18 protein-coding genes are annotated in these 22,134 nt (G+C 72.9%); 5 read left to right on the top strand and 13 right to left on the bottom strand.

Annotated features, from left to right (window positions below; translation table 11 throughout):
• Positions 1–163: 163 nt before the first annotated feature.
• Positions 164–655 (bottom strand): MGMT family protein, encoded by a 492-nt coding sequence (locus ACIQAK_RS07500; RefSeq protein ID WP_366387343.1) that lies wholly within the window; start codon positions 653–655, stop codon positions 164–166.
• 221 nt (positions 656–876) lie between these two features.
• Here ACIQAK_RS07500 and ACIQAK_RS07495 point away from each other — a divergent pair, with 221 nt between their 5' ends.
• Both ACIQAK_RS07495 and ACIQAK_RS07490 read left to right on the top strand, forming a co-directional pair.
• Positions 877–3,885: a lysylphosphatidylglycerol synthase domain-containing protein gene (locus tag ACIQAK_RS07495; RefSeq protein WP_401847784.1), complete on the top strand. Its 3,009-nt coding sequence runs from the start codon at positions 877–879 to the stop codon at positions 3,883–3,885.
• Positions 3,886–4,044: 159 nt separating this feature from the next.
• Complete coding sequence (locus ACIQAK_RS07490) at positions 4,045–5,646, top strand: alpha/beta hydrolase (protein ID WP_366387341.1); 1,602 nt, start codon at positions 4,045–4,047, stop codon at positions 5,644–5,646.
• A 75-nt stretch (positions 5,647–5,721) separates the two neighbouring features.
• Here ACIQAK_RS07490 and moeZ read toward each other — a convergent pair whose 3' ends face one another.
• From moeZ to ACIQAK_RS07430, 12 genes are all read right to left on the bottom strand, one after another.
• Positions 5,722–6,900: an adenylyltransferase/sulfurtransferase MoeZ gene (moeZ, locus tag ACIQAK_RS07485; RefSeq protein ID WP_366387340.1), complete on the bottom strand. Its 1,179-nt coding sequence runs from the start codon at positions 6,898–6,900 to the stop codon at positions 5,722–5,724.
• A gap of 99 nt (positions 6,901–6,999) precedes the next feature.
• A complete protein-coding gene (locus ACIQAK_RS07480; RefSeq protein ID WP_366387339.1) occupies positions 7,000–7,839 on the bottom strand; it encodes a spherulation-specific family 4 protein in 840 nt (279 codons plus the stop codon).
• Entirely contained in the window at positions 7,827–8,792 is a 966-nt protein-coding gene (locus ACIQAK_RS07475) for an NAD(P)-dependent oxidoreductase (RefSeq protein WP_031123076.1), read from the bottom strand. Before ACIQAK_RS07475 ends, ACIQAK_RS07480 begins: the two co-directional genes overlap by 13 nt.
• Positions 8,793–9,122: 330 nt before the next feature.
• Positions 9,123–10,277, bottom strand: coding sequence for a hypothetical protein (locus tag ACIQAK_RS07470; protein WP_366387338.1), 1,155 nt, complete (start codon positions 10,275–10,277; stop codon positions 9,123–9,125).
• Between the two features lie 37 nt (positions 10,278–10,314).
• On the bottom strand, positions 10,315–12,117 hold the full coding sequence (locus ACIQAK_RS07465; RefSeq protein ID WP_366387337.1) for a DUF3492 domain-containing protein: 1,803 nt from the start codon (positions 12,115–12,117) through the stop codon (positions 10,315–10,317).
• 190 nt (positions 12,118–12,307) lie between these two features.
• Positions 12,308–13,960, bottom strand: coding sequence for an ABC transporter ATP-binding protein (locus ACIQAK_RS07460; RefSeq protein WP_366387336.1), 1,653 nt, complete (start codon positions 13,958–13,960; stop codon positions 12,308–12,310).
• Entirely contained in the window at positions 13,957–14,946 is a 990-nt protein-coding gene (locus ACIQAK_RS07455) for an ABC transporter permease (protein ID WP_366387335.1), read from the bottom strand. The genes ACIQAK_RS07460 and ACIQAK_RS07455 overlap by 4 nt, the downstream gene beginning before the upstream one ends.
• Positions 14,943–15,932: an ABC transporter permease gene (locus ACIQAK_RS07450; protein ID WP_366387334.1), complete on the bottom strand. Its 990-nt coding sequence runs from the start codon at positions 15,930–15,932 to the stop codon at positions 14,943–14,945. The genes ACIQAK_RS07455 and ACIQAK_RS07450 overlap by 4 nt, the downstream gene beginning before the upstream one ends.
• Before the next feature lie 2 nt (positions 15,933–15,934).
• Positions 15,935–17,659, bottom strand: coding sequence for an ABC transporter substrate-binding protein (locus ACIQAK_RS07445; protein ID WP_366387333.1), 1,725 nt, complete (start codon positions 17,657–17,659; stop codon positions 15,935–15,937).
• Positions 17,660–17,893: 234 nt separating this feature from the next.
• Positions 17,894–17,989 (bottom strand): Ms4533A family Cys-rich leader peptide, encoded by a 96-nt coding sequence (locus tag ACIQAK_RS07440; protein WP_309544399.1) that lies wholly within the window; start codon positions 17,987–17,989, stop codon positions 17,894–17,896.
• Positions 17,990–18,066: 77 nt separating this feature from the next.
• Positions 18,067–19,554 carry a DUF3152 domain-containing protein gene (locus ACIQAK_RS07435; RefSeq protein ID WP_366387332.1) on the bottom strand — a complete coding sequence of 496 codons (1,488 nt, stop codon included), beginning with the start codon at positions 19,552–19,554 and terminating at the stop codon, positions 18,067–18,069.
• 8 nt (positions 19,555–19,562) lie between these two features.
• Positions 19,563–20,528 carry an alpha/beta hydrolase gene (locus ACIQAK_RS07430; RefSeq protein ID WP_366387331.1) on the bottom strand — a complete coding sequence of 322 codons (966 nt, stop codon included), beginning with the start codon at positions 20,526–20,528 and terminating at the stop codon, positions 19,563–19,565.
• Between the two features lie 177 nt (positions 20,529–20,705).
• Here ACIQAK_RS07430 and ACIQAK_RS07425 point away from each other — a divergent pair, with 177 nt between their 5' ends.
• From ACIQAK_RS07425 to ACIQAK_RS07415, 3 genes are all read left to right on the top strand, one after another.
• Positions 20,706–20,921 carry a hypothetical protein gene (locus ACIQAK_RS07425; protein WP_366387330.1) on the top strand — a complete coding sequence of 72 codons (216 nt, stop codon included), beginning with the start codon at positions 20,706–20,708 and terminating at the stop codon, positions 20,919–20,921.
• Positions 20,922–21,088: 167 nt separating this feature from the next.
• On the top strand, positions 21,089–21,730 hold the full coding sequence (locus tag ACIQAK_RS07420; RefSeq protein ID WP_366387329.1) for a TetR/AcrR family transcriptional regulator: 642 nt from the start codon (positions 21,089–21,091) through the stop codon (positions 21,728–21,730).
• A 140-nt stretch (positions 21,731–21,870) separates the two neighbouring features.
• On the top strand, positions 21,871–22,098 hold the full coding sequence (locus ACIQAK_RS07415) for a DUF3107 domain-containing protein (RefSeq protein ID WP_093693231.1): 228 nt from the start codon (positions 21,871–21,873) through the stop codon (positions 22,096–22,098).
• Positions 22,099–22,134: the final 36 nt, after the last annotated feature.

The following is a 22,134-nucleotide window of genomic DNA, read 5'->3' as shown; positions in this document are numbered from 1 at the left end:
CAGGTCATGGGGACGAGGAGAGGGGGCGCGGGTGGAGCGCGGTGACGACGCTACGCCAGCGGGGGCGCGCGATGCGGCGGTTGCGCTGCGTCCCTCGTCACGTATCCGGCCGCGCGCCGCCGGAGGCGGGCGCCCGCGTCCGCCCGAGCGCCGGTGGAGACTGTCAGGTGTGAGTTTCCTCGCCCCGGCCGACGTCCGGACCCCCGTCACCATCCCCGCTGCCGTCCCAGCGCGCGTGGCGCAGGTCGAGCCGCGGAAGGTGTCCGTCCGCCCGGCGCGACGCCTCGCGCAGCGGGGTCCCCTCCGTGCGGTAGTGGTCCAGCGCCCGCAGCTCGTGGCCCGGGAGCAGCGCCCCGTCCGCCCGCACGACACGCCACCACGGCACGGCGGATCCGTACAACGCCATGACCCGGCCGACCTGCCGGGGGCCGCCGTCGCCCAGCCACTCCGCGACGTCGCCGTACGTCATGACCCGGCCCGGCGGGATCAGGTCCGCGACGTCGAGGACCCGCTCCGCGTACTCAGGCAGCGCCGCCGACTGCTGCTCGGCCGACTGTTGCTCCACCGACTGCTGCTCGGCCGACAGCTCCGCCGGGTGCCCGGGGCCGTCCGGGGCGGCTCCGGGCCCGCCCCCGCCCGTCTCGTCCTGGCTCATCCGCCCCATCCTGCCGTACGCCACCGACAGCGCGGCCGGAACCGTATCGGTCCGGACACCGAGCGTGCGCGCGGGGGCAAAGGGGCGTATGTTGCGCTTCCCGCGCCCGTGCGACGCACCCTGATGCCCCCCTCCGTCTCCGGGCCGTGCCACCATCATCCGGGCGGTGACCGGTGATACGAGACCACGAAGACGAACCAGAGGCGACGAAGGAGCAGGGCGTGCAGCCACCGAAGGCGGCGGACGCCTCCGATGCCGGAGAGCACCCCCCGAGCACGCCGGAGCCTGCCGAAGTGCGCCCCCCGAGCACGCCGGAGCCTGCCGGAGAGCACCCCCCGAGCACGCCGGAGCCTGCCGGAGAGCGCGCGCCCAGCGTGCCGGGAGGCGCCGAGGGTGCGCTGAGCACGCCGGATCTCGCTGAGCGTGCGCCGGAGCCTTCCGCCGCGGCGGTGCTCGCCGGCGCGGTCAGGCCGGACGGTCCCAGCGCGGCCACCGCGTCCACCAGCGGCCACCTGACCGGTTCGACGCTCGCCTCCGCCGAGGCCGCCCTGACCGACCGGGTCTCCGGTGACGAGCCGCTGCTCCCCGCCCGGGTGCACCGCCCCTCCGACCTGATGCGGCTGCTCATCGGCGTCGCCGCCATCGCCGTGCTGTTCGCCATCGCCGCGTTCGCCCAGGGCACCACCACCGGGCTCGAGGACGACATCTCCAAGGGCACCGAGCAGGCACCCGACCTGCTGATCAAGGTCGCCGGTCTGGTCTCCAGCATCGCGGTGCTGCTCGTACCGGTCGCTTTCGCCATCGAACGGCTGATCAAACGGGACGGGCTGCGCATCGCCGACGGCGTACTGGCCGCCGTGCTCGCCCACGGGGTCACCCTCGCCACCGACCTCTGGGTGTCGCGGTCCGCGCCCGGCACCATCCAGGAGGCGCTGACCCAGCCGCAGCCGGGCGCCGGGCTGACCGACCCGGTGCACGGCTACCTCGCCCCGGTGATCGCGTACATGACCGCGGTCGGGATGGCGAGACGGCCGCGCTGGCGGGTCGTGCTCTGGGCGGTGCTGCTGCTCGACGCGTTCGCCATGCTCGTCGGCGGGTACACCACCCCGTTCTCGATCATCCTGACGGTCCTGATCGGCTGGACCGTGGCGTACGGAACGCTGTACGCGGTCGGCTCGCCGAACGTCCGCCCCACCGGCCAGCACCTGATGGCGGGGCTGCGGCACGTCGGCTTCCGCCCGGTCGCCGCGATGCGCACCGAGGACGCCCCGGACAAGGACAACACCGACCAGAACGACCGGGGACGGCGGTATCTGGTCACCCTGGAGGACGGACCGCCGCTGGACGTGACGGTCGTCGACCGGGAGCAGCAGGCCCAGGGGTTCTTCTACCGGGCCTGGCGCCGGCTGACGCTGCGCGCGATCACCCAGCGGCGCTCGATCCAGTCGCTGCGGCAGGCGCTGGAGCAGGAGGCGCTGCTCGCGTACGCGGCGATCGCCGCCGGGGCGAACGCGCCGAAGCTGATCGCCACCTCCGAGCTGGGCCCGGACGCGGTGATGCTCGTCTACGAGCACATCGGCGGCCGGTCGCTGGACCAGCTGGAGGACGAGGAGATCACCGACGACCTGGTGCGCAGCGCCTGGCGCCAGGTGAAGGCCCTCCAGTCGCGCCGGATCGCGCACCGCAGGCTGACCGGTGACGCGCTGTTGGTGGATCGTTCCGGCAAGGCGTTCGTGACGGATCTGCGCGGCGGTGAGATCGCCGCGGGCGACCTGGTGCTGCGGATGGACGTGGCGCAGCTGCTGACCACCCTGGGGCTGCGGGTGGGGGCCGAGCGTTCCGTCTCCGGCGCCCTGGCCGTGCTCGGCCCGGACGCCGTCGCGGACTGTCTGCCGCTGCTCCAGCCGATCGCGCTGAGCCGCTCCACCCGGGCGACCCTGCGCCGGCTCGCGCGGGAGCGCTCGCAGCAGGAGCGGGACGCGGTGCTGGAGGCCTCGCGGGCGGCCAAGGAGGCGCGGGCCCGGGACGCGGCGGAGGCCGCTGCGGAGCGCACGCCGGAGCACGAGGCCGAGGGGATCACCCTGCGGAAGCCTGATCAGAAGAGCGGGCAGAAGAGCGGGCAGAAAGCCGGTCACAAGGCCGAACGCAAGTCGCTGCGGACCGAGAAGCAGGCCGAGAAGCGGGCCGTGGACGATGCGCTGGAGGAGGCCCGGGAGGGCGATCTGCTCGCCCAGATCCGCCGCCAGGTGCTGCTGATCCGGCCGCAGGCACCGGTGGAGCCGGTCCGCCTGGAGCGGATCAAGCCCCGTACGCTGTTCAGCTTCATCGCCGGGGCCATCGCCGCGTACTTCCTGATCTCCCAGGTCACCCAGGCCGACTTCGGGGTGCTCGTGGAGCAGGCGGAGTGGGGCTGGGTGGCCGCGGCGCTCGGCTTCTCGGGGCTCAGCTACGTGGCGGCGGCGATGAGCCTGCTGGGGTTCGTGCCCGAGCGGGTGCCGTTCCGCAAGACCGTGCAGGCGCAGGTGGCCGGTTCGTTCGTGAAGATCGTCGCCCCGGCGGCCGTGGGGGGCGTGGCGCTGAACACCCGCTTCCTGCAACGCGCCGGTGTGCGCCCCGGTCTGGCCGTGGCGAGCGTCGGGGCCTCCCAGCTCTTCGGGCTCGGCTGCCACATCCTGCTGCTGGCCCTCTTCGGCTATCTCACCGGCACGGAGAGGACCCCGGACTCGCTCACCCCCTCCCGTACGGTGATCGCCGGTCTGCTGACGGTCGCGGTGCTGGTGCTGGTGGTGACGGCCATCCCCTTCCTGCGGAAGTTCGTGGTGACGCGGGTGCGCTCGCTCTTCGCCGGGGTGGTGCCGCGCATGCTGGACGTGGTGCAGCGGCCGCAGAAGCTGGTCACCGGGATCGGCGGGATGCTGCTGCTGACCGGCCTGTTCGTGCTCTGCCTGGACGCGTCGATCCGGGCGTTCAGCGGTCCGGGCGTGACCCAGCTGAGCTACGCGAGCATCGCGGTGGTCTTCCTCGCGGGCAACGCGCTCGGTTCCGCGGCACCCACCCCGGGCGGGATGGGCGCGGTCGAGGGTGCCCTGACGCTGGGCCTGATCGCGGTCGGGCTGCCGATGGAGGTCGCGGCGCCCGCGGTGCTGCTGTACCGCGTGATGACGCTGTGGCTGCCGGTGCTGCCGGGGTGGATCTGCTTCAACCAGCTGACCCGGAAGGGCGAGCTCTAGCCCTCCCGGGGCGCCGCGTCACCGGGCGGAGCCCGAGCTCCCGGGGCGCCGCGTCACCGGGCGGAGCCCGAGGGAGCCGGTGCCGCGAGACCCGTGGACCACCACCCGCATGGACCGCGCCCCGCGCGCTCCCCGGCGCCCCGCCGCACGATGGAGCCCATGAGGACTTCCCCCGCTCTGCGTGCCGCCGCCCTCGCCGCCACCGCCACCGTGCTGCTTCCCCTGGCCGGCTGCTCGGACGGCGACGACTCGGGCGGAGAGGGCCGCTCCACGCCCACCGGGGCCGCGACCGCCTCCCCCACCGCCACCTCCGAGGAGCTGGCGACGCAACAGCTGGACTGGTCACCCTGCCCGGCGCCCAACGTCTCCCAGGGCGGCGGCGAGTCGCCCTCCCCGTTGCCCGGCGGCGCGGTCTGGGAGTGCTCCTTCATGGACGTACCGCTGGATTACGCGGAGCCCGAGGGCCGGACGATCGAGCTGGCGCTGATCCGGGGGAAGGCGAAGGACCAGAAGCGGCGGATCGGGTCGCTGCTGTTCAACTTCGGCGGGCCCGGCGCTTCCGGTGTGGCCACCCTGCCGGCCTTCGGCGCGGACTACGACAGGCTCCGCACCCGGTACGACCTGGTGAGCTTCGACCCGCGCGGGGTGGGGCGCAGCGAGGGTGTGGAGTGCGCGGACGACGCCCAGCTGGACGCCCTCTACCAGGAGGACTCCACGCCGGACGACGCGGCGGAGGAGAAGGAGTTCGTCGAGGGCCAGAAGGACTTCATCGCCACCTGCGAGGAGAACTCCGGCCCCGAACTCCCCTTCGTGGGCACGACGAACGCCGCCCGCGACATGGACCTGATGCGCACGGTGCTCGGCGACGACGAGCTGCACTACTTCGGCATCTCCTACGGCACCGAGCTCGGCGGTGTCTACGCCCACCTCTTCCCGGACAAGGTCGGCCGGGCGGTCTTCGACGCGGTGGTCGACCCCACGAAGGACGCCGAGCAGTCCTCCCTCGGCCAGGCCCAGGGGTTCCAGCTCGCCTTCGACAACTTCACCGAGGACTGCGCGGACCGTGGCGACACCTGCGCCCTGCCCGGTTCCACCGGGGCGGAGGTCGAGAAGTGGATCGCCGACCTGCTGGCGAAGCTGGAGAAGGAGCCGATCGACGGGCTCGGCGACCGGACGCTGACGCAGACGCTGGCCACCACCGGCATCGCCTCCGCGCTCTACTCCAAGGAGACCTGGCCGCTGCTGGAGCAGGGCCTGGACGAGGCCGACGGCGGTGACGGCGCCCTGCTGCTCGCGTTGGCCGACTCGCTGAACGGCCGCGCCGAGGACGGGCGGTACGACAACTCCAACGCCGCCAACATCGCCATCAACTGCGCCGACAACAAGCAGCGCTTCAGCCTGCAACAGACGAAGGCGGCCCTGCCCGCCTTCCGCAAGGCGTCACCGATGTTCGGGGAGTACCTGGGCTGGGGCCTGATGGGCTGCACCGGCTGGCCGGTCACGGGCGCCTGGAACACCCCCGACGTCAGCGCCGCCGGCGCCGCCCCGATCCTGGTGGTCGGCAACACCGGCGACCCGGCGACCCCGTACGCGGGTGCGAAGGCGATGGTGGAGAAACTCGGCAAGGGAGTAGGCGTCGAGCTGACGTACAAGGGCGAGGGCCACGGCGCGTACAACAGCAAGAACACGTGCGTGCAGAAGGCCGTCGACGGATACCTCCTGAACGGTACGGTGCCGAAGTCGGGCACGGTCTGTGCGTGACCCCCAGGAGGGCCGTGGACGCGCGCAAGAGCCGGTCCACACCAGGTGGACCGGCCCTTGCCGCTCACGGGTGCTCTAGTAGACCGGCTTCTCGGGCTCGATCTGGTTGACCCAGCCGATCACGCCGCCGCCGACGTGCACCGAGTCCGCGAAGCCCGCCGACTTGAGGACCGCGAGGACCTCGGCGCTGCGGACACCGGTCTTGCAGTGCAGGACGATACGGCGGTCCTGCGGGAGGTCCTGGAGGGCGTTGCCCATGAGGAACTCGTTCTTCGGGATCAGCTTCGCGCCGGGGATGGAGACGATCTCGTACTCGTTCGGCTCGCGGACGTCGATGATCTCGATCTTCTCGTCCCCGTCGATCCACTCCTTGAGCTGCTTGGGAGTGATCGTGGAGCCGGCCGCCGCCTCCTGGGCCTCCTCGGACACGACGCCGCAGAAGGCCTCGTAGTCGATGAGCTCGGTGACGGTCGGGTTCTCGCCGCAGACCGCGCAGTCGGGGTCCTTGCGGACCTTGACCTGGCGGTACTGCATCTCCAGGGCGTCGTAGATCATCAGACGGCCCACCAGCGGGTCACCGATGCCGGCGAGCAGCTTGATCGCCTCGGTCACCTGGATCGAGCCGACCGACGCGCACAGGACACCCAGCACGCCGCCCTCGGCGCACGAGGGGACCATGCCCGGCGGCGGGGGCTCCGGGTAGAGGCAGCGGTAGCAGGGACCGTGCTCGGACCAGAAAACGGAGGCCTGGCCGTCGAAGCGGTAGATCGAGCCCCACACGTACGGCTTGTTCAGCAGCACCGCCGCGTCGTTGACCAGATAGCGGGTGGCGAAGTTGTCCGTGCCGTCCACGATCAGGTCGTACTGCGCGAAGATCTCCTTCACGTTCTCGGCTTCGAGCCGCTCCTCGTGAAGGACCACGTCCACGTACGGGTTGATGCCCAGCACCGAGTCCTTGGCGGACTGCGCCTTGGACCGGCCGATGTCGGCCTGGCTGTGGATGATCTGGCGCTGCAGGTTCGACTCGTCGACCTCGTCGAACTCCACGATGCCCAGCGTGCCGACGCCGGCCGCGGCCAGATACATCAGGGCCGGCGAGCCGAGACCGCCGGCGCCCACACAGAGCACCTTGGCGTTCTTCAGACGCTTCTGTCCGTCCATCCCGACATCCGGGATGATCAGGTGGCGGGAGTACCTGCGGACCTCGTCGACGGTGAGCTCGGCGGCCGGCTCGACCAGGGGTGGCAGCGACACAGGAACCTCAACAATGCAGGTGGTCGGATTTACGTACATCGACGGCGCGTACGTCGACTACGTACGGTTGTTCTTCCGGTAACACTGCCACGCCCCCTCTCATTCCGAGATACCGGGTCCGATCCGCGAGACGATTTCGTCCCAGTACCTGGGCAGCGCCGCGAATGGATCGGTTTGTCCGCTCCGTCCGTCGCCACTCCGCCCGTCCCGGTCCGTGAAGAAGATCGTCCCGGCGCCCTGCCAGCGGGCGATGCGCATCGCCTCGTCGAGATGGGTGCGCGGCACCCCGTGGACGAAGTGCGCGAACCGTTCCGGCGGGTGGTCCGCCGTCCACTCGGCCACCTGTGACCAGCGGTAGTCGGTCCACGAGCCCTGGAAGGTGACCAGTTGGTCAGCCGCCTCCGCGTAACCGGGGTACGGGTGGACGCCGTGGCCCAGGACGAGTCGGCCGCCGTCGTCCGCGCTGTCGCTCTCCGCGAGCAGGGCGTGCAGCGTGCCGGTGAGACGGCGGACGGCGGGCAGCTGGGCCTGCTCGGCGGGGCAGCGGGCCAGGTAGAAGCCACCGACCCGGTACCAGTCGACGAAGGCGCGGGCATCCGCGATCAGCTCGTCGAACGGCCGCTCCCCGTAGGCCAGATCGAGGTGGCCGAGGAGCCGGCCGCCGTAGGCGCGTACGGAGTCGTCCGGGGCCTCGCCGTGCAGCGCGCGCTCCCGGGCGTTGCGCAGTCTCCCCGCGGCTTCCAGGCAGTGCGGGTCGGGCCGGGTACCGGGGCCGTCCGCGATGTTGAGGACGGCCCAGTGCAGGGGGGTGCCCGGGCGGACCAGTTCGGCCCATTCGGCGGGGGCGAGCAGCGGGTGGGCGTAGCCGGGGACGCCGAAGCCGAGCTGTTCGCCGCCCGCGGTCCTGCGGGCGTCGGCGGGGGCGCTCAGATGCGGCATGCCGCCTCCATCCAGATGTCCGCGAGGGACTCCTCCAGGTTGATCCGGGGGCGCCAGCCGAGCCGGTCCCGGGCGGTGCGGACGTCGGCCTGCTGCCAGGCCCCGCAGCCGTCCGGATACGGGGACGGGGTCGCCGAGAGGTGTTCCATCACCGACTCGGCGGAGGTGCGCGGGGCCCCGATGGGCAGGCGCGCGGGGGGCGTGTCCAGCTCGTGGAGTGCGCCCGCGTATCCGGCGACCCTGGCGAGGACGGCGGCCGCGTCCCGGAGCCGGACCGCGCGCCCGGTGCCGATGTTGACGACGCCCTGCGCGGCGGAGAGCGAGGCGGCGTGGACGGCCCGCGCCACATCCCGTACGTCGACGAAGTCCCGCTGCACGCCGAGACCGCTGAGCTTGAGCTCGCCGTCCCCGGACTGCATGGCCCGGCGCATCGCCTCGGCGAGTCGGCCCAGCGGGGAGCCCGCGGGGGTGCCGGGGCCGACGGGCGAGAAGACCCGGAGCACGACGGCGTCGAGTCCGGAGCCGAGGACCAGTTCGGTGGCGGCGAGCTTGCTGACGCCGTAGGGGCCGCCGGGGCGCGGGATGGCGTCCTCGGCGGTGGAGGAGCCGGGCTGCGAGGGTCCGTACTCGGAGGCGCAGCCGACCTGGACGAGCCGCGCCCCGCAGCCGCTGCGGCGCAGGGCCTCGCAGACGGTGGCGACGGCGACGGTGTTGTGGCGGGTGAGGTCGCGGGCGCCACCGCGGGTGGCACCCGCGCAGTTGACGACGACTCCGGGGTGGACGGCGTCCAGGAAGCGGGTGAGCGCTCCCGGGCTGCCGCCGGCGAGGTCGAACCGGACGTCGGCGTCGTCGCCGCGGCCGAGGGCCGTGAGGTGGACAGCGGGGTCGGCGAGCAGACGGTCGGCGACGAAGCGGCCGAGGAATCCGTTGGCTCCGAGCAGCAGCACCCTCATCGCGCACCGCCTCGGTGCCGACGGCGGGCTGCCGGTGCGGGGGACTGGGGGGTCATGGCGGTTACTCCTTGATCGGTGGTTCGGTTCGTGCGGTGTCGGACAGGACCCGCGGCGTCGGCTCCGCGGGGTGGTGCGGTGGGGCGGGATGGTGCGGGGTGGTGCGGGGTGGTGCAGTGGGGGTTCGTGGGGTGGTGCGGTGGGGCGGTTCGTGGGTGGTGGTGCGGTTCGTGGGGGGTGGTGCGGTTCGTGGGGGGTGGTGCGGTTCGGGGGGGGCGTGCGCTGGTGCGGTGGCGCGGTTCGTGGGGTCGTGCGCTGGTACGTCGGCGGCGGTCAGGCCCTGGTATGGGCGGAGGCCCGGGAGAGGGCGGCGGCGGAATGGACGAGCAGTCCGAGCGCCGCCGCACCGCAGGCGAGGGCGGGTACGGCCCCGGGGCCGCCCGCCGCGACGAGGGCGTGCACGGGCAGGGCCAGCGGTTCGAGGCCGGGGAGCCGTCCGGCCAGGACGAGGGCCGGGGCGGCGGCCTCCACGGCACAGGCGGCGGCGAGCGCGAGGGTGCCCGGCTCGGGCAGTCCGTGCGCGGCGAGCAGCCGGGCCAGGAAGAACAGCACCCCGAGGGCGGTGGCCGCGACCGGCGTCCCGGTGGAGCCGAGGCCTAGATCGGCCAGGAGCAGCAGGGGCAGCAGGGCACAGAGAAAGAGAACGAGGGCCGCCAGGAGCAGGGGGCACACTCCCGCGCCGAATTCCTCCAGTGCGCGGCTTCCGGCGAGTTTCCGGTGGGCCCGGACGGTGAAGAGGTGCGCGCACCAGGCCGCCGGGGCGAGTGCCGCGGCGAGCCCGAGCAGCGGGGCGGGGGCAGCCTGCCACGGGCCGTCGGGGCCGCCGCTGACGACCTGGGCGATCAACTCCTCGCCGTACACCGCGAAGCTCAGCAGCCAGCAGGCGTACATCCCGGCGCGGCCCGCCCCTTCCGGGGCGCGCAGGGGGCCGCGGCTGAGGCAGAGCCGGAGCGCCAGGCACGTCAGGAGTGCGCCGGTGACGGTCACGGCGGCCCGCGCGCCCCCGCCGAGCACCCCTTCGGTGATCCGGAGCAGCCCGGCGGTGGCCAGACAGGCCGCGCCGGGGAGCAGTGCGAACAGCGCCCACCCGGCGCGGGCCTCGGTGTCCGGCCCGGGGGGCGTGGTCACGGCGGGCCCGGTGGACCGGTGAGGGGTACGGGCGTACAGCTCCTCGGCGAGGGCGAACACGTCCCGGTGGCGGTAGCGGGCGGCGGTGCGGTCGGTCAGGCCGTGGGCCGCCGACCCCGCGGCGATCTCCAGCGGGCTCACGGCCCTTTCGCGCAGGTCGCGGTGGTGGTGCATCAGGAACGTCACGGGGTCGGCCGGTCCCCGGCGCGCGGAGGCGCCGGGCCCGCGCCGCGCGGCGCGCGAGGGGATCTCGGCGGGGCGGTCCGGTACGGGGGTGGCGGCGTCTTCCGGACGGGGCATCGGGTGGTCTTCTCCGTGGTCGGGACGGAATGGGTGGTCACGCATCGCCGTCCCCCGCCCCGCGGGCGGCCGCGCAGCCGCACAGGGGCTGCGGGGACCGGCCCGAGTGCCTGGCCGCCACCTGCCCCGGCCCGCCGGACCGTTCCGGCCCGAATCCCAGGATCGGCCCGGTCTGCCCGGCCGCCACCTGCCCCGGCCCCCCGGACCGCTCCGACCCGGGTCCCAGGACCGGCCCGGTCTGCCCGGCCGCCACCTGCCCCGACCCCCCGGACCGCTCCGACCCGGGTCCCAGGACCGGCCCGGTCTGCCCGGCCGCCACCGGCCCCGGACCTCCGGGCTCCCCCGCCCCGGCCCCGGCGCTCCGGCTGGGCACCTCCGCTCCGGTCGGCGGCGCCTGTGCCGGGGTCCGGTGGCCGAGCAGCCGGGCCTCAGCCGGGGTGGCATAGAGCAGGGGCTCGCCGTCGGCGTCCACCGCGTCGGCCTCCCGCCGCATCGGGGCGTGCGAGATCAGCTCCAGGTAGATGCCGTGAAACGCCGCGAGGTTCTGTTCGACGGTGAACAGTTCGAGCGCACGGGCCCGCACCGCCACTCCCAGGCGCGCCCGGCGCTCGGAGTCGCGCAGCAGCGCGATGCGGGCGTCCGCGAGCGCCCGGGGGTTGCGCGGGGGCACCACCAAGCCGGTGCCGCCGATGACTTCGACCCGGCGGCAGTGCGCGAGGTACGGGGTGGCACCGTCGTCATCGGCCGGGGCGCCGAAGTTCCGCAGCCGGGCGTCCGGTTCGACGCGGCGGACCTCGGCGGAGGAGTGGAGCAGGCCGATCAGGTCCTGGACGGGCTCGATCCGGCCGACCCGGACCAGCGTGTCCGGGCCGCCCGCGTCGTCGTGCTCGCCGACCGGGGCGAAGCGCTCGGCGGCCATGCCCGGGTAGGCCGTGCGCTGTTTGGCCGGGTCGGCGCCGCACCGCCGCTGCCGGCGGCGGAGGTGGATGTTGCCGGAGGTGACGATCGCGGCCTGCCGGTGGACCTCGGCGGCCCGGTGGGCGTGGAAGCCGCCGAGGAGGGCGCGCACCGGAGCTCCGAAGGGCGCGTCGGGCGCGCGGAGGTAGTGCGTGCGCAGCTGCACACCGTGCTCGGTGACCAGCAGCGGCACCCCGAAGAAGCGTTTGGCCAGTAGCCCCGGGAGTGCGACCGCCCCGCCGGATGCGGCGTGGCAGAGGTCGACCGCGCCGAGGCTCTCCGGGTCGTACCAGCCGAGCGGGAGCGGCCGCAGGACGCGCTCCAGCTCGGGGGCGAAGGCGAGGTGGTCCACGACGGGGGCGCTCCGCACGGTCCGGCCGGTGCCCCGCGCCCGGCAGGCGGCCTCCAGGATCCGTACGGTGGTCTCGGAGCGCGGGGCGAGGTGGGGTCCGCCGCGCTCCCGGGCCAGTTCGGCGAGACCGTAGCGGCCTTCGGTGAACAGCCCCCCGTCGGTGGCCGGGTCCGGGCCGGCGTCCTCGGTCGCGCAGAGCGCGGTGGTGAGGGCGGTGGGGTGGGCGGCGAAGCGCTTGCGGTCGCGGCGCCCGTAGGAGACGCCCCCGCCGGTCACCAGCCGGGCCGGCAGGCCGCGTTCACCGCTGCCGCGCGGGGTGCCGTCCTCGGGGGTCCACTGCGGCGCGGTGCGCACCCGGCCGACGCGGTCGGGCAGCCTGACCCAGCCCCGGCCCTCCTGGTGGGCGGAGCGGCTCAGCACGAAGAGGTCGAACGCGTGCTGCGGCAGGCCGCGCGCCAGTCGGCCGCACCAGAGCCTGGACTCACCGGTCGCATACGGATGACCACCGTCGGTGAGCAGTCCGATCCGCACGAGTACACCCCCGATCTCCCTTGTGGGCGGCCGCCGTTGGAACGGCGACTCGCAGCGGGACGACCGTAAGCGGATACGCCGGTGGCGCGATGGACGGTTGTCCGTCGCGCCACCGAAAGGGGTGAACCGTCGTAACTTTCCCGGCCTGGTCGCGTTCTGTCGCGGCCGGACGGTCGGTTGTCACGGAGGGTCAGGCTGCGGCCAGCTCCTTGCGGGCCACCCGGCGGGCCGCCGCGAGCCCGGGGTCGAGCGCGGGAACGGCCGCCAGCAGCTGCTTCGTGTACGGGTCGCGGGGGGCTCCGTACACCTCGTCGGCGCTGCCCTGTTCGACGATCAGGCCGCCGCGCATCACCGCGACCCGGTCGCTGACCTGCCGGACCACGGCGAGGTCGTGGGCGATGAAGACCAGGCCGATACCCAGCTCGCGCTGGAGTTCGGCGAGCAGCGCGACGACCTGGGCCTGGGTGGTGACGTCGAGCGCGGAGACCGGTTCGTCGCAGACGATGACCTTCGGCTCGGCGGCCAGGGCGCGGGCGATCCCGATGCGCTGGCGCTGTCCGCCGCTGAACTCGTGCGGGTAGCGCTCGAAGTGCGCCGGGTCGAGCCCGACGCGCTCCAGGAGTGCGCCCACCCGGTCCCGTACGCGCCCCTCGTCGCGCTCCCCGGCGGCCCGCAGCGGGTCGGCCACGGACTCCCCCACCGAGCGGCGCGGGTTGAGCGAGGCGACGGGGTCCTGGAACACCATCTGGAGTTCGCGCCGGAAGGGCCGCAGCTCCTTCTCCGACAGCGAGCCGATCTCCGTACCTTCGTAGCGGAGGCGGCCTGCCGTCGGGTCCAGCAGGCGCACCAGCATCCGCCCGAGCGTGGTCTTGCCGCTGCCGCTCTCGCCGACGATGCCGAGCGTCCGCCCCGCGTGCACGGTGAGCGAGACCCCGCCCACAGCGGTGACCTTCCCGCTCCCCCGGCCGAACTCACGCCGCAGGCCGACGGCTTCGAGCAGGGGTACGGAGACCTCGGCGGCGCGCTGCCCGGGAACGGGCACCGGCACCACCCTCCGGCTCTCCACCCTCGGCACCGCCGCCAGCAGCTCCTTCGTGTAGGCCGCGCGCGGTGAGCCGAGCACCCGGGCCACCGGCCCGCGCTCCACCTCCCGGCCGCCCCGCATGACGAGCACCTCGTCCACGCTCTCGGCGGCCACGCCCACGTCGTGGGTGACCAGCAGCAGTCCCATGCCCGTCTCCTGGCGCAGGGTGTGCAGCAGGTCCAGGATCTGGGCCTGCACGGTGACGTCGAGCGCGGTCGTCGGCTCGTCCGCCACGATCAGCTGCGGTTCGCAGGCCAGGGCCATGGCGATGAGCGCCCGCTGCCGCATCCCGCCGGAGAACTCGTGCGGTCGCAACCGGGAGCGGCGGGCCGCGTCCGGGATGCCCACCCGGTCCAGCACCTGGACGGCCCGCGCGCGGGCGGCCTTGCGGGAGGCGCGGTGATGGACCCGATACACCTCGGCGATCTGGTCGCCCACCGGGTGGTACGGGTCGAGCGAGGAGAGCGGGTCCTGGAAGACCATGGCGGCCTTCGCGCCCCGCAGCGCCCGCAGCCCGGCGTCGTCGGCCGCGTTCACGTCCGTACCGGCGACCTTCACCGTGCCGCCGACCCGGGCACCCGTCCCCCGGTGCAGGCCGAGCAGGGCGTAGGCGGAGGCGCTCTTGCCGGAGCCGGACTCCCCCACCACACCGAGGGCGCCGCCCGCCTCCAGGGTGAAGGAGAGCCCGTCGACGGCCCGGACGGAACCGAAGTCGACCGTGAGGCCGCAAACGTCGACCAATAGGTCACGCGTCGTCATGAAAGAACCACCCGTCGGTCGGCCAGCGCGTACAGCAGGTCCGCGACGGCATTGGCGAGGACGACGAAGAACCCGGTCACCAGCACCATGCCGACCACGACGGGCAGGTCGACGACCTTGACCGCGTGGACCAGCTCGCGCCCGATGCCCGGGATGCCGAAGAGGGATTCGGTGAGCACCGCACCGCCGAACATCGAGCCGAAGTCCAGGGCGCTGAGCGCGATGACGGGTGCCACCGCGCCCCGGAGCGCGTGCCGGCCGATGATGGCCCGCTCCCCGACCCCGTACGCCCGGAAGGTGCGCACATGGTCCTCGGCGAGCGTCTCCAGCATGGCGCTGCGGGTGAGCCGCGCGTACTTGGCGGACTCGATGAGCGCCAGCGACACCCAGGGCAGCAGCAGCCCCCAGGCCCACTGCTCGGGGTCCTCGGCGAAGGGGACGTAGGCGGGGGCGGGGAGCCACTGGAGGGTGGAGCAGAACACGATGATGAGCAGCAGCCCGATGACGAAGACCGGGGTCGCGGAGCCCGCGAGGGTCAGCCAGGTCAGTACGCGTTCGGTGAGCCGGCCGCGGCGCCAGGCGGAGAGCACGCCGGTGCCCACGCCCAGCAGCAGCCAGCCCGCGAAGGCGCCGATGACCAGCGAGCCGGTGACCGGCAGCTTGGCCAGGATGAGCTGGGTGACCTGCTGGTCGGACTGGTAGGAGACGCCGAGGCAGGGCATCGCGCAGTGTTCGGTGCCGGTGCCGGTGGAGAAGTCCCGCCCGGCGACGATGCCCTGGAGGAAGTGCCCGTACTGCACGTACAGCGGATCGTTCAGCCGCAGTTGCTCGGTGACCTGGGCGACCTGGGCGGGCGAGCAGCGCGGGCCGCAGGCGATCTGGGCGACGTCGCCCGGGGCCACGTAGAAGATCCCGTAGAGGATGACGGTCAGGGCGAGCAGGACGAGGGCCGCCCCGCCGAGCCGCCGGATCAGGAACCCGGTCATGCCGCGCTCCCGTCGCTGTTCTTGGTGCCCACCCGCAGCCGGGAGGCGGCGCGCGGGTCGAGTGCGGTGCGGACGCCCTCGCCGAGGACGGTGAGCGCGAGGACGGTGACGAACAGCAGCCCGGCGGGGAGCAGCAGATACGTGGGGGCCGCCTGGTACCAGGTGTCGGCCTCGGTGAGCATCTGGCCCCAGGACGGGGTGGGCGGTTTGATGCCGACGCCGAGGAAGGAGAGGGCCGCCTCGACGATGATGTTGGTGGGGAAGGACAGGGCGGCGTACGTGATCACGGGGGCGGCGAGCGAGGGCAGCAGCTCGCGGCGGGCGATGGACCACTTTCCGCGTCCGCTGAGCCGGGCCGCCGAGACGAAGTCGAGGGACTTCAGGGTGAGCGCCTGGGCCCGCACGATCTTCGACGTACCGGCCCAGTTGATGCCCCCGATGACCAGGGCGATCAGGACGGGCCGGGGGAAGGTCTCGGGGACGATCGCCAGGAGCGCCAGGGCGATGACCATGATCGGCAGGGCCACGTTGATGTCGGTGATCCGGCTGAGGAGCTGGTCGACCCAGCGGCTGCCGAGCGCGGCGGAGAGGCCGATGACCAGGCCGAGGGTGATCTGGAGGACGGTGGCGAAGAGGGCGACGCCGAGGGAGACCCGGGCGCCGTGGACGATCCGGGCGAACAGGTCGCGGCCGGTCTGCGGTTCGACGCCGAGCCAGTGGTCGGCGCTGATGCCGCCGAAGGGGCCGATGGGGACGCCGCCGGCCGCCGAGTCGACGAGGTCGGGGTGGTAGGTGTTCGGGTCCTGGCCCGCCAGTGCGGTGAGCAGCGGCGCGGCGAGTGCGACCAGGACGAGCAGGAGGACGACGAGGGCCGCGGCAAAGGCCGCGCGCTGGGCGCGCAGCCTCCGCCAGAACAGCCGGGCCCCGGAGGCGGGGGCGACGGCCGGCACCGCTCCCGCCTCCTGGACCAGAAGGGCTTCCGACATGGCTACTTGACCGCGGCCTGGGAGACGTCGAGGACACCGGTCCAGTCGCTGATGACGACGTTCTTGACGTCCTGGCCGTACAGCCGCTTGTAGACGGGGTGGAACAGCGGCACGGTCAGCGCCTTCTCACCGATCTTCCTGTCGAGCGCGCCCCAGCGGGTGGCGGCGGCCTTCAGGTCGGTCAGCTTGTTGATCTCGTCGATCTCCTTGTTGACCTCGGGGTCGTTCAGGAAGCTGGTGTTGTAGTTGGCACCGTTCTCGACGATCTGCCGGCCGTCGAAGATCGGGGCGAGGAACGGACCGCCGGAGGGCCAGTCGGCACCCCAGTGGGCGAGGAAGAAGCCGGGCTCCTTCTTGGCGTCGTGGATGGTGTCGGAGTAGTCGTTGCTCTCCAGGCCCTGGAGCTCGACGGTGATGCCGGCCTTCTTGAGCGCGGCCTGGATGGCGGTGGCGATCTCCGGGCTGGTCTCGAAGTCCTTGTCGTTGGAGTGGGTGAGGGTGACGGTCAGGCCCTTGGCGTGCCCGGCCTCCTTCAGCAGCTCCTTCGCCTTCGCCGCGTCACCGGTCTTCCCGGCCGGGAAGTGGTCGTAGGCGGTGTGGCCGAAGGAGTCCTGCTCGGGGAGGAAGGTGGTGGCGGGCTCGGCGAGCGAGGAGCCGCCCGCCGCGTTGACGATCGAGGAGCGGTCGATGGCGTACGAGATCGCCTGGCGCACCTTCGGGTCGTCGAAGGGCTTCACCTTCGGGTTGAAGGCGATGTAGTTGGTGTAGCCGAAGTGGCCGGTTCCGACGCGGGCGGCGAGCTTCTTGTCGCCGGTGACCTTGGCGAGTTCGGCCGGGCCGAGGTTGGTGTCGGTGGTGACGGCGGCGGCGTCGGCGCCCTGTGAGGCGGAGAGCCGCTGGTTGATGACGGCTGCGTCGAGGCCGGAGCGGACGTCGATCCGGTCCGGGTGGGCCTTGCGCTCCTCGTCGGTCGTGGCCGACCAGTGCGGGTTGCGCTCCAGGACGAGGCGCTCGCCGTCGTTCTCGTTGGTGACGACCTTGTACGGGCCCGAGGAGAGCGGGTGCTCCTCGTACTTGGTGCCGGTGTCCTTGGCCTGGGGCACCGGGCTGGTCTGGGTCTGCGTCGCCAGATAGGGGAACTCGCCCTCGGGCTTGTTCAGCCGGAAGACGATGGTCCTGTCGTCGGGCACCTCGATGGAGTCGAGACCCTTCTTGTCCTTGTACGGGCCCTGGTAGTCGGCTCCGCCGATGAGCCAGTCCCGCAGGTAGGGGGCGCCGCCGGAGAGTTCGGGGGCGAAGGAGCGCTCGATGCCGTACTTGATGTCGGCCGAGGTGATCGCGGTGCCGTCCTCGTACTTGAGGCCCTCCTTGAGGGTGTACGTCCAGACCGTGGCGTCCTTGTTGGGCTTGCCCAGGTCGGTGGCGAGGTCGGGGACGACCTGCGCGCCCTCGGCGCCGTCCTCACGGTTGCGGGTGGTCAGGGTGCGGAAGACGAGGGAGGGGACGTTGCCGCCGCCGGAGGTGTAGAGCCGGGCGGGGTCGAAGTCCTGCTGGGGGTTGCGGTTCAGGACGGTGAGGGTGCCGCCCTTCTGCGGCCTGCCCTCGGCTCCGGAGTCGCCGGCGCCGCCCTTGCTGTCCTCGGGACCGCAGGCCGCGGCACCCGCGGCAAGGACGAGGGTGACGGTGGCCGCTGCCACGCGGCGCGATCTGACGGACGGTTGACGCATCGGAAGATGACCTCTCGGAATGCTGGGGCGCATGACGCGGGAAAGGGGAAAGGAAATCCGCGCAGGCGGCAGCGGGAGAGGGCCCCGGCTTCGAATAGGGCCGGATGAAAGACCGGACAAGGAAATGCCGCGCCTGCGGACGGAGATACGTCCAGGCGCGGCAGTGACCAGGCCACCGGAACCGGTCAGGGGCTCAGGGAAGGGCAACGGGCCGACAGCGCGCTCGGACAGGCGTCAGCGACAGAGAATGTCGGCTACGCAGTGCCCGGTCACGCCGAGAAGCGCCAGCTCAAGGGCGGCGATCTCGGATGGTGCGGGGCTGCGTGACATGCCGAAAATATGAACGACCGCCCTGACCGCTGTCAAAGCGGGCCAGGACGGTCGTCTCGGCATGCGGACAGGCGCCGTCAACTACCGGGGTGCACCCACGGGTTGGGTTTGCACTTGATCCCTTCGATGTCCAGGGATTTGGTCTGCTGCTGCATCACCGGGGCCAGGGCACCGGGCGTGCGGCAGCTCACATGGTTGTGTCCCAGCCGGTGGCCGACCTCATGATTGATGAGCATCTGACGGTAGGACAGCAGTTTCTCCGGACCGAAGGTGGCCGATCCCTGGGCCCAGCGATAAGCATTGATCATCACGCGGTCGGTCGCCGCGGAATCGCAGGAGACATTGTCGATCGTCGTGTCCAGACCGGATTTCGCACACCATTCACCGGTCGTCCCGGGGCTGGCGAGCGTGATCACGAAGTCGGCGCTCCCGGTGGAGATCCGCTCGAAGGCCATCGCGCCGTTGTGCGCCCAACTCCGGTCGTCGTTCAGCGTCTTCTGGACGGCTTCCGCGAAAAGGCCGGCGTCGAGGGAGAGGCCCTTCTCGACATCGATCCGGTAGCGGTACTTCTGCCCCTTGCCGGGCGCCTTCGCCAGTCCGGGAACGGCCTCGAACTTCCCGGTCGCCTTCAGATCCGCGGCGAGCGGATAGGGCTGCGCCATCCGGTGGGCGTACGAGAGGGGCTTGACCTCGGGGGCCTTCGTCGCGGGGTGCTGGGGGGTCGGGCGGGCGTCCGAGCGCGAGGCGCCCCCGCTGCCGTCCCGCTCCACACCCGCGGCCCGCGCCGCCGCGGCTCCCCGGGCGGCGGAGTCCTCGGCGACCTGTCCGGCCACCACGACCGCGAGCACGGTCGTCACCGCGGCCGCGGCGATCCCGGTGCAGGTGCGCCCCTTGCCGCCCTTGGCCTCGCGGCGGTCGGCGAGCCGGCCGTCCCCGGCCTCGTCCGGCTCCGCCGGCGGACCGGCGGCTCCGGCGCCCGAAGGGGTCTCAGACGGGTCGGCGTCGGCGTCGAAGGCGTCGACGAACTCCCGGCGCGGGCCCGGCATCCCGGCGGGAGCGACGGCCGGCTGCCGCGCCGCCCGCCTGTCGGCCGCGCGCTGCGCAGTCCGCTGGGCGGACACCTGGCGTGCCACGGCCTGCTCGCGGGCGGCGGCGTCCTGGTCCCGGCGGCCCGGTGCGCCGTGCGGCTGCGCGTACGGCGGGCCGACGGGGGCGGCGTGGGGCGAGGGCCCGGGACCGGACCCGTGACGCGGCTGCCCGGCGCCCCCGCCCGGAGCCTCGGGGCGGGAGTGCGGCCCAGAACCCCACCCGCCGCCCGGCTCGCGCTGCTCGGGGTGGCCGCCGCGCACCTGGGGGGCGTCCTGGAAGGGTGCGGCCGGAAAGGGGGTCTCGAGGAACGAGGTCTCCCGGTGCGGCGCGTGCCCGTCGGCAGGGGGCACGGGCGCCTGGCGCCTGCGCCGGCCACTGCCGGAAGCGGGCCGGGATACGGCGCGCGGTCCGCCCGGATCCGCCGCTGCGGCGTCCGGGCGGATGGCCTCCGCGCCCTTTCGGCTGTGTCGTCCCACGCCCCGGATCAGCTCCCGCCGCAATCGTCCAGCAGTTCCCGGAACGCCTGGGCGACCGCCTCCGGGTACTCCATCATCGCCACGTGCCCCGCGTCGGGCAGGGTCAGCAGCCGGGCGTCGCGGAAGGCCGCGGACGCCCTGCGCGCCATCCGGTACGAGACGAGCTGGTCCCGTCCGCCGTACACCAGCTGGGTCGGTGCGAGCACCCGCTCGGCCTGGCGCCACAGTCCGTGCTGGCCGCCCAGGGTGTACGCGTCGACGATGCCCCGGGCCGAACGCGTCATCGCGTCCCAGAAGTACGGCAGCTCCAGCCGACGCTCCATCTCGGCCACCGCGTGACGGAAGGCTTCGTCGGAGACCTGTGCCGGATCGCCATAACAGAGTGCCATGACTCCGCGCGTCCGCTGCTCCGCCGTCCAGCCCTTCGTGAGCCGGGAGAACAGCGGTGCGACCCCCGGCACCGCCAGCAGCCCGGTCGGCACGGCGGGCCGCTGCACCCGCCACTCGGGCAGCGCGGGTGAGATCAGGGTGAGGGTGCGCACGAGGTCGGGGCGGACGGCGGCGACCCGGGTGACCACCGCACCACCCAGCGAGTTACCGAACAGGTGCACGGGTCCACGGGACCCCGCGTCCAGCAGCCGGATCACCGCACGGGCATGCCCGGTGATCGAGTAGTTGCCGTCGTCCGGCGGCGGCGAGTCACCGAATCCGGGCAGGTCGACGGCGTCGCCGTCCACCACGTCGGCCAGCAGCGGCATCAGCGCCGACCAGTTCTGCGAAGACCCGCCGAGCCCGTGCACGAAGAGCGCCGGGGGCAGCCCCGTCCGCTCGGCGGGCCGGGAACGGACGGTCAGCGTGAGCCCGGGGAGCGCCACGGAGCGCAGCCGCTCGCCCTCGGCGACCCGGACGGCACTGACCGTGGGAGCCATCGCGGCGGCGATGGCCTGGGTACCCGGCAGCTCGGTCGAAGACATGCGGCAATGTTACGAGACGATCACGCGCCAGTTCATGTGTTCGCGGTCACAGGCCGCATCGCGGGGCAGGAGTGTTGCTCCTACGCTTCGAAGGAAGCTGCTGGAAGCTGCCTCAGGGGAAGAACCTCAAAGGAGGACCTCAGAGGAGGGACCTCAGAGGAAGAAAGGGGAGTCACCATGACGGTCGACCCGCGCGACCCGGACACCTTCGAGAACGCCGAGCCCGACACCCCGGGCCCGGAGGCTCCGGAGGCGGATGCCGCCGAGCAGCGGACGGACATCCGGCCGGAGGAGGACGAACCGGTGGAGAGCGTCGACCCGGCCGGCGCCAACGAGGCCGATGTGGCGGAACAGCGCAGGGTGATCCCGCTGGATGAGGACGATTACCGCTGATACGCCCCGCTTTGCTCACGACCTCGGAGAACTGTGGCTTCCGCAGTCGTCCGGTCCGTGAAATTCTGCGTCCGCGCCGCGCGCACCGGGGTTACCCAAAAGTACGATGGCTGTACGGCGCAGCGTGTACGGATCGGCTGTGCTGGAACACACATTTGGGAGGCGGCGTGAGCGCCATCGAGCAGACAGAGGCAGCGCGCCCGCGGGGCACGCGCCTGCCCCGCCGCGCCCGACGCAATCAGCTGCTGGGCGCCGCGCAGGAGGTCTTTGTCGCACAGGGCTACCACTCCGCCGCGATGGACGACATCGCCGAGCGGGCCGGAGTGAGCAAGCCGGTGCTCTATCAGCACTTCCCCGGGAAGCTGGAGCTCTACCTGGCCCTGCTCGACCAGCACTGCGAGGCGCTGCTGCAGGCCGTGGTGACGGCGCTGGCGTCGACGACGGACAACAAGCTGCGCGTCGAGGCGACGATGGACGCCTACTTCGCGTACGTGGAGGACGAGGGCGGCGCCTTCCGGCTGGTCTTCGAGTCCGACCTGACCAACGAGCCTGCCGTACGCGAGCGCGTCGACCGGGTCTCCCTCCAGTGCGCCGAGGCGATCTCCGACGTGATCGCCGGGGACACGGGGCTGTCCAAGGACGAGTCCATGCTCCTCGCGGTGGGCCTCGGCGGCGTGTCGCAGGTGGTGGCCCGCTACTGGCTCTCCAGCGGCTCCAGCATCCCGCGCGACACCGCGGTCCAGTTGCTCACCTCGCTGGCCTGGCGGGGCATCGCGGGCTTCCCGCTGCACGGCGTCGAGCAGCACTGACACCCCGCCGGGGCCGTGCTGCGCGCCGTGTTCGCTGCGGGCGTTGCCGATCGGGCGCTGAGGCGTGCTCCCACCGGGCTAATGTGGCTGCGTACGGCGCGGTTCGCCGCGCAAGGACTGACCGTCGGAGGGACATAGCCGTGGAGGTCAAGATCGGGGTGCAGCACACGCCCCGCGAGATCGTTCTGGAGAGCGGGCTTTCCGCCGAGGACGTCGAGAGCGCGGTCGCCGCTGCCCTGGGCGGCAAGGCGGAGCTGCTGAGCCTCACGGACGACAAGGGCCGCAAGGTCCTGGTGCCGGCCGACCGGATCGCGTACGTGGAGATCGGCGAGCCGACCGCCCGGCGTGTGGGGTTCGGCGCGCTGTAGTCCTCGGGACGCGGTGAGCACGGGAGCGGCCCGGCG

This window comes from Streptomyces sp. NPDC088706 (assembly GCF_044752765.1).
Classification (GTDB): Bacteria; Actinomycetota; Actinomycetes; order Streptomycetales; family Streptomycetaceae; genus Streptomyces.
This window is presented reverse-complemented; position numbering and strand designations above follow the sequence as displayed.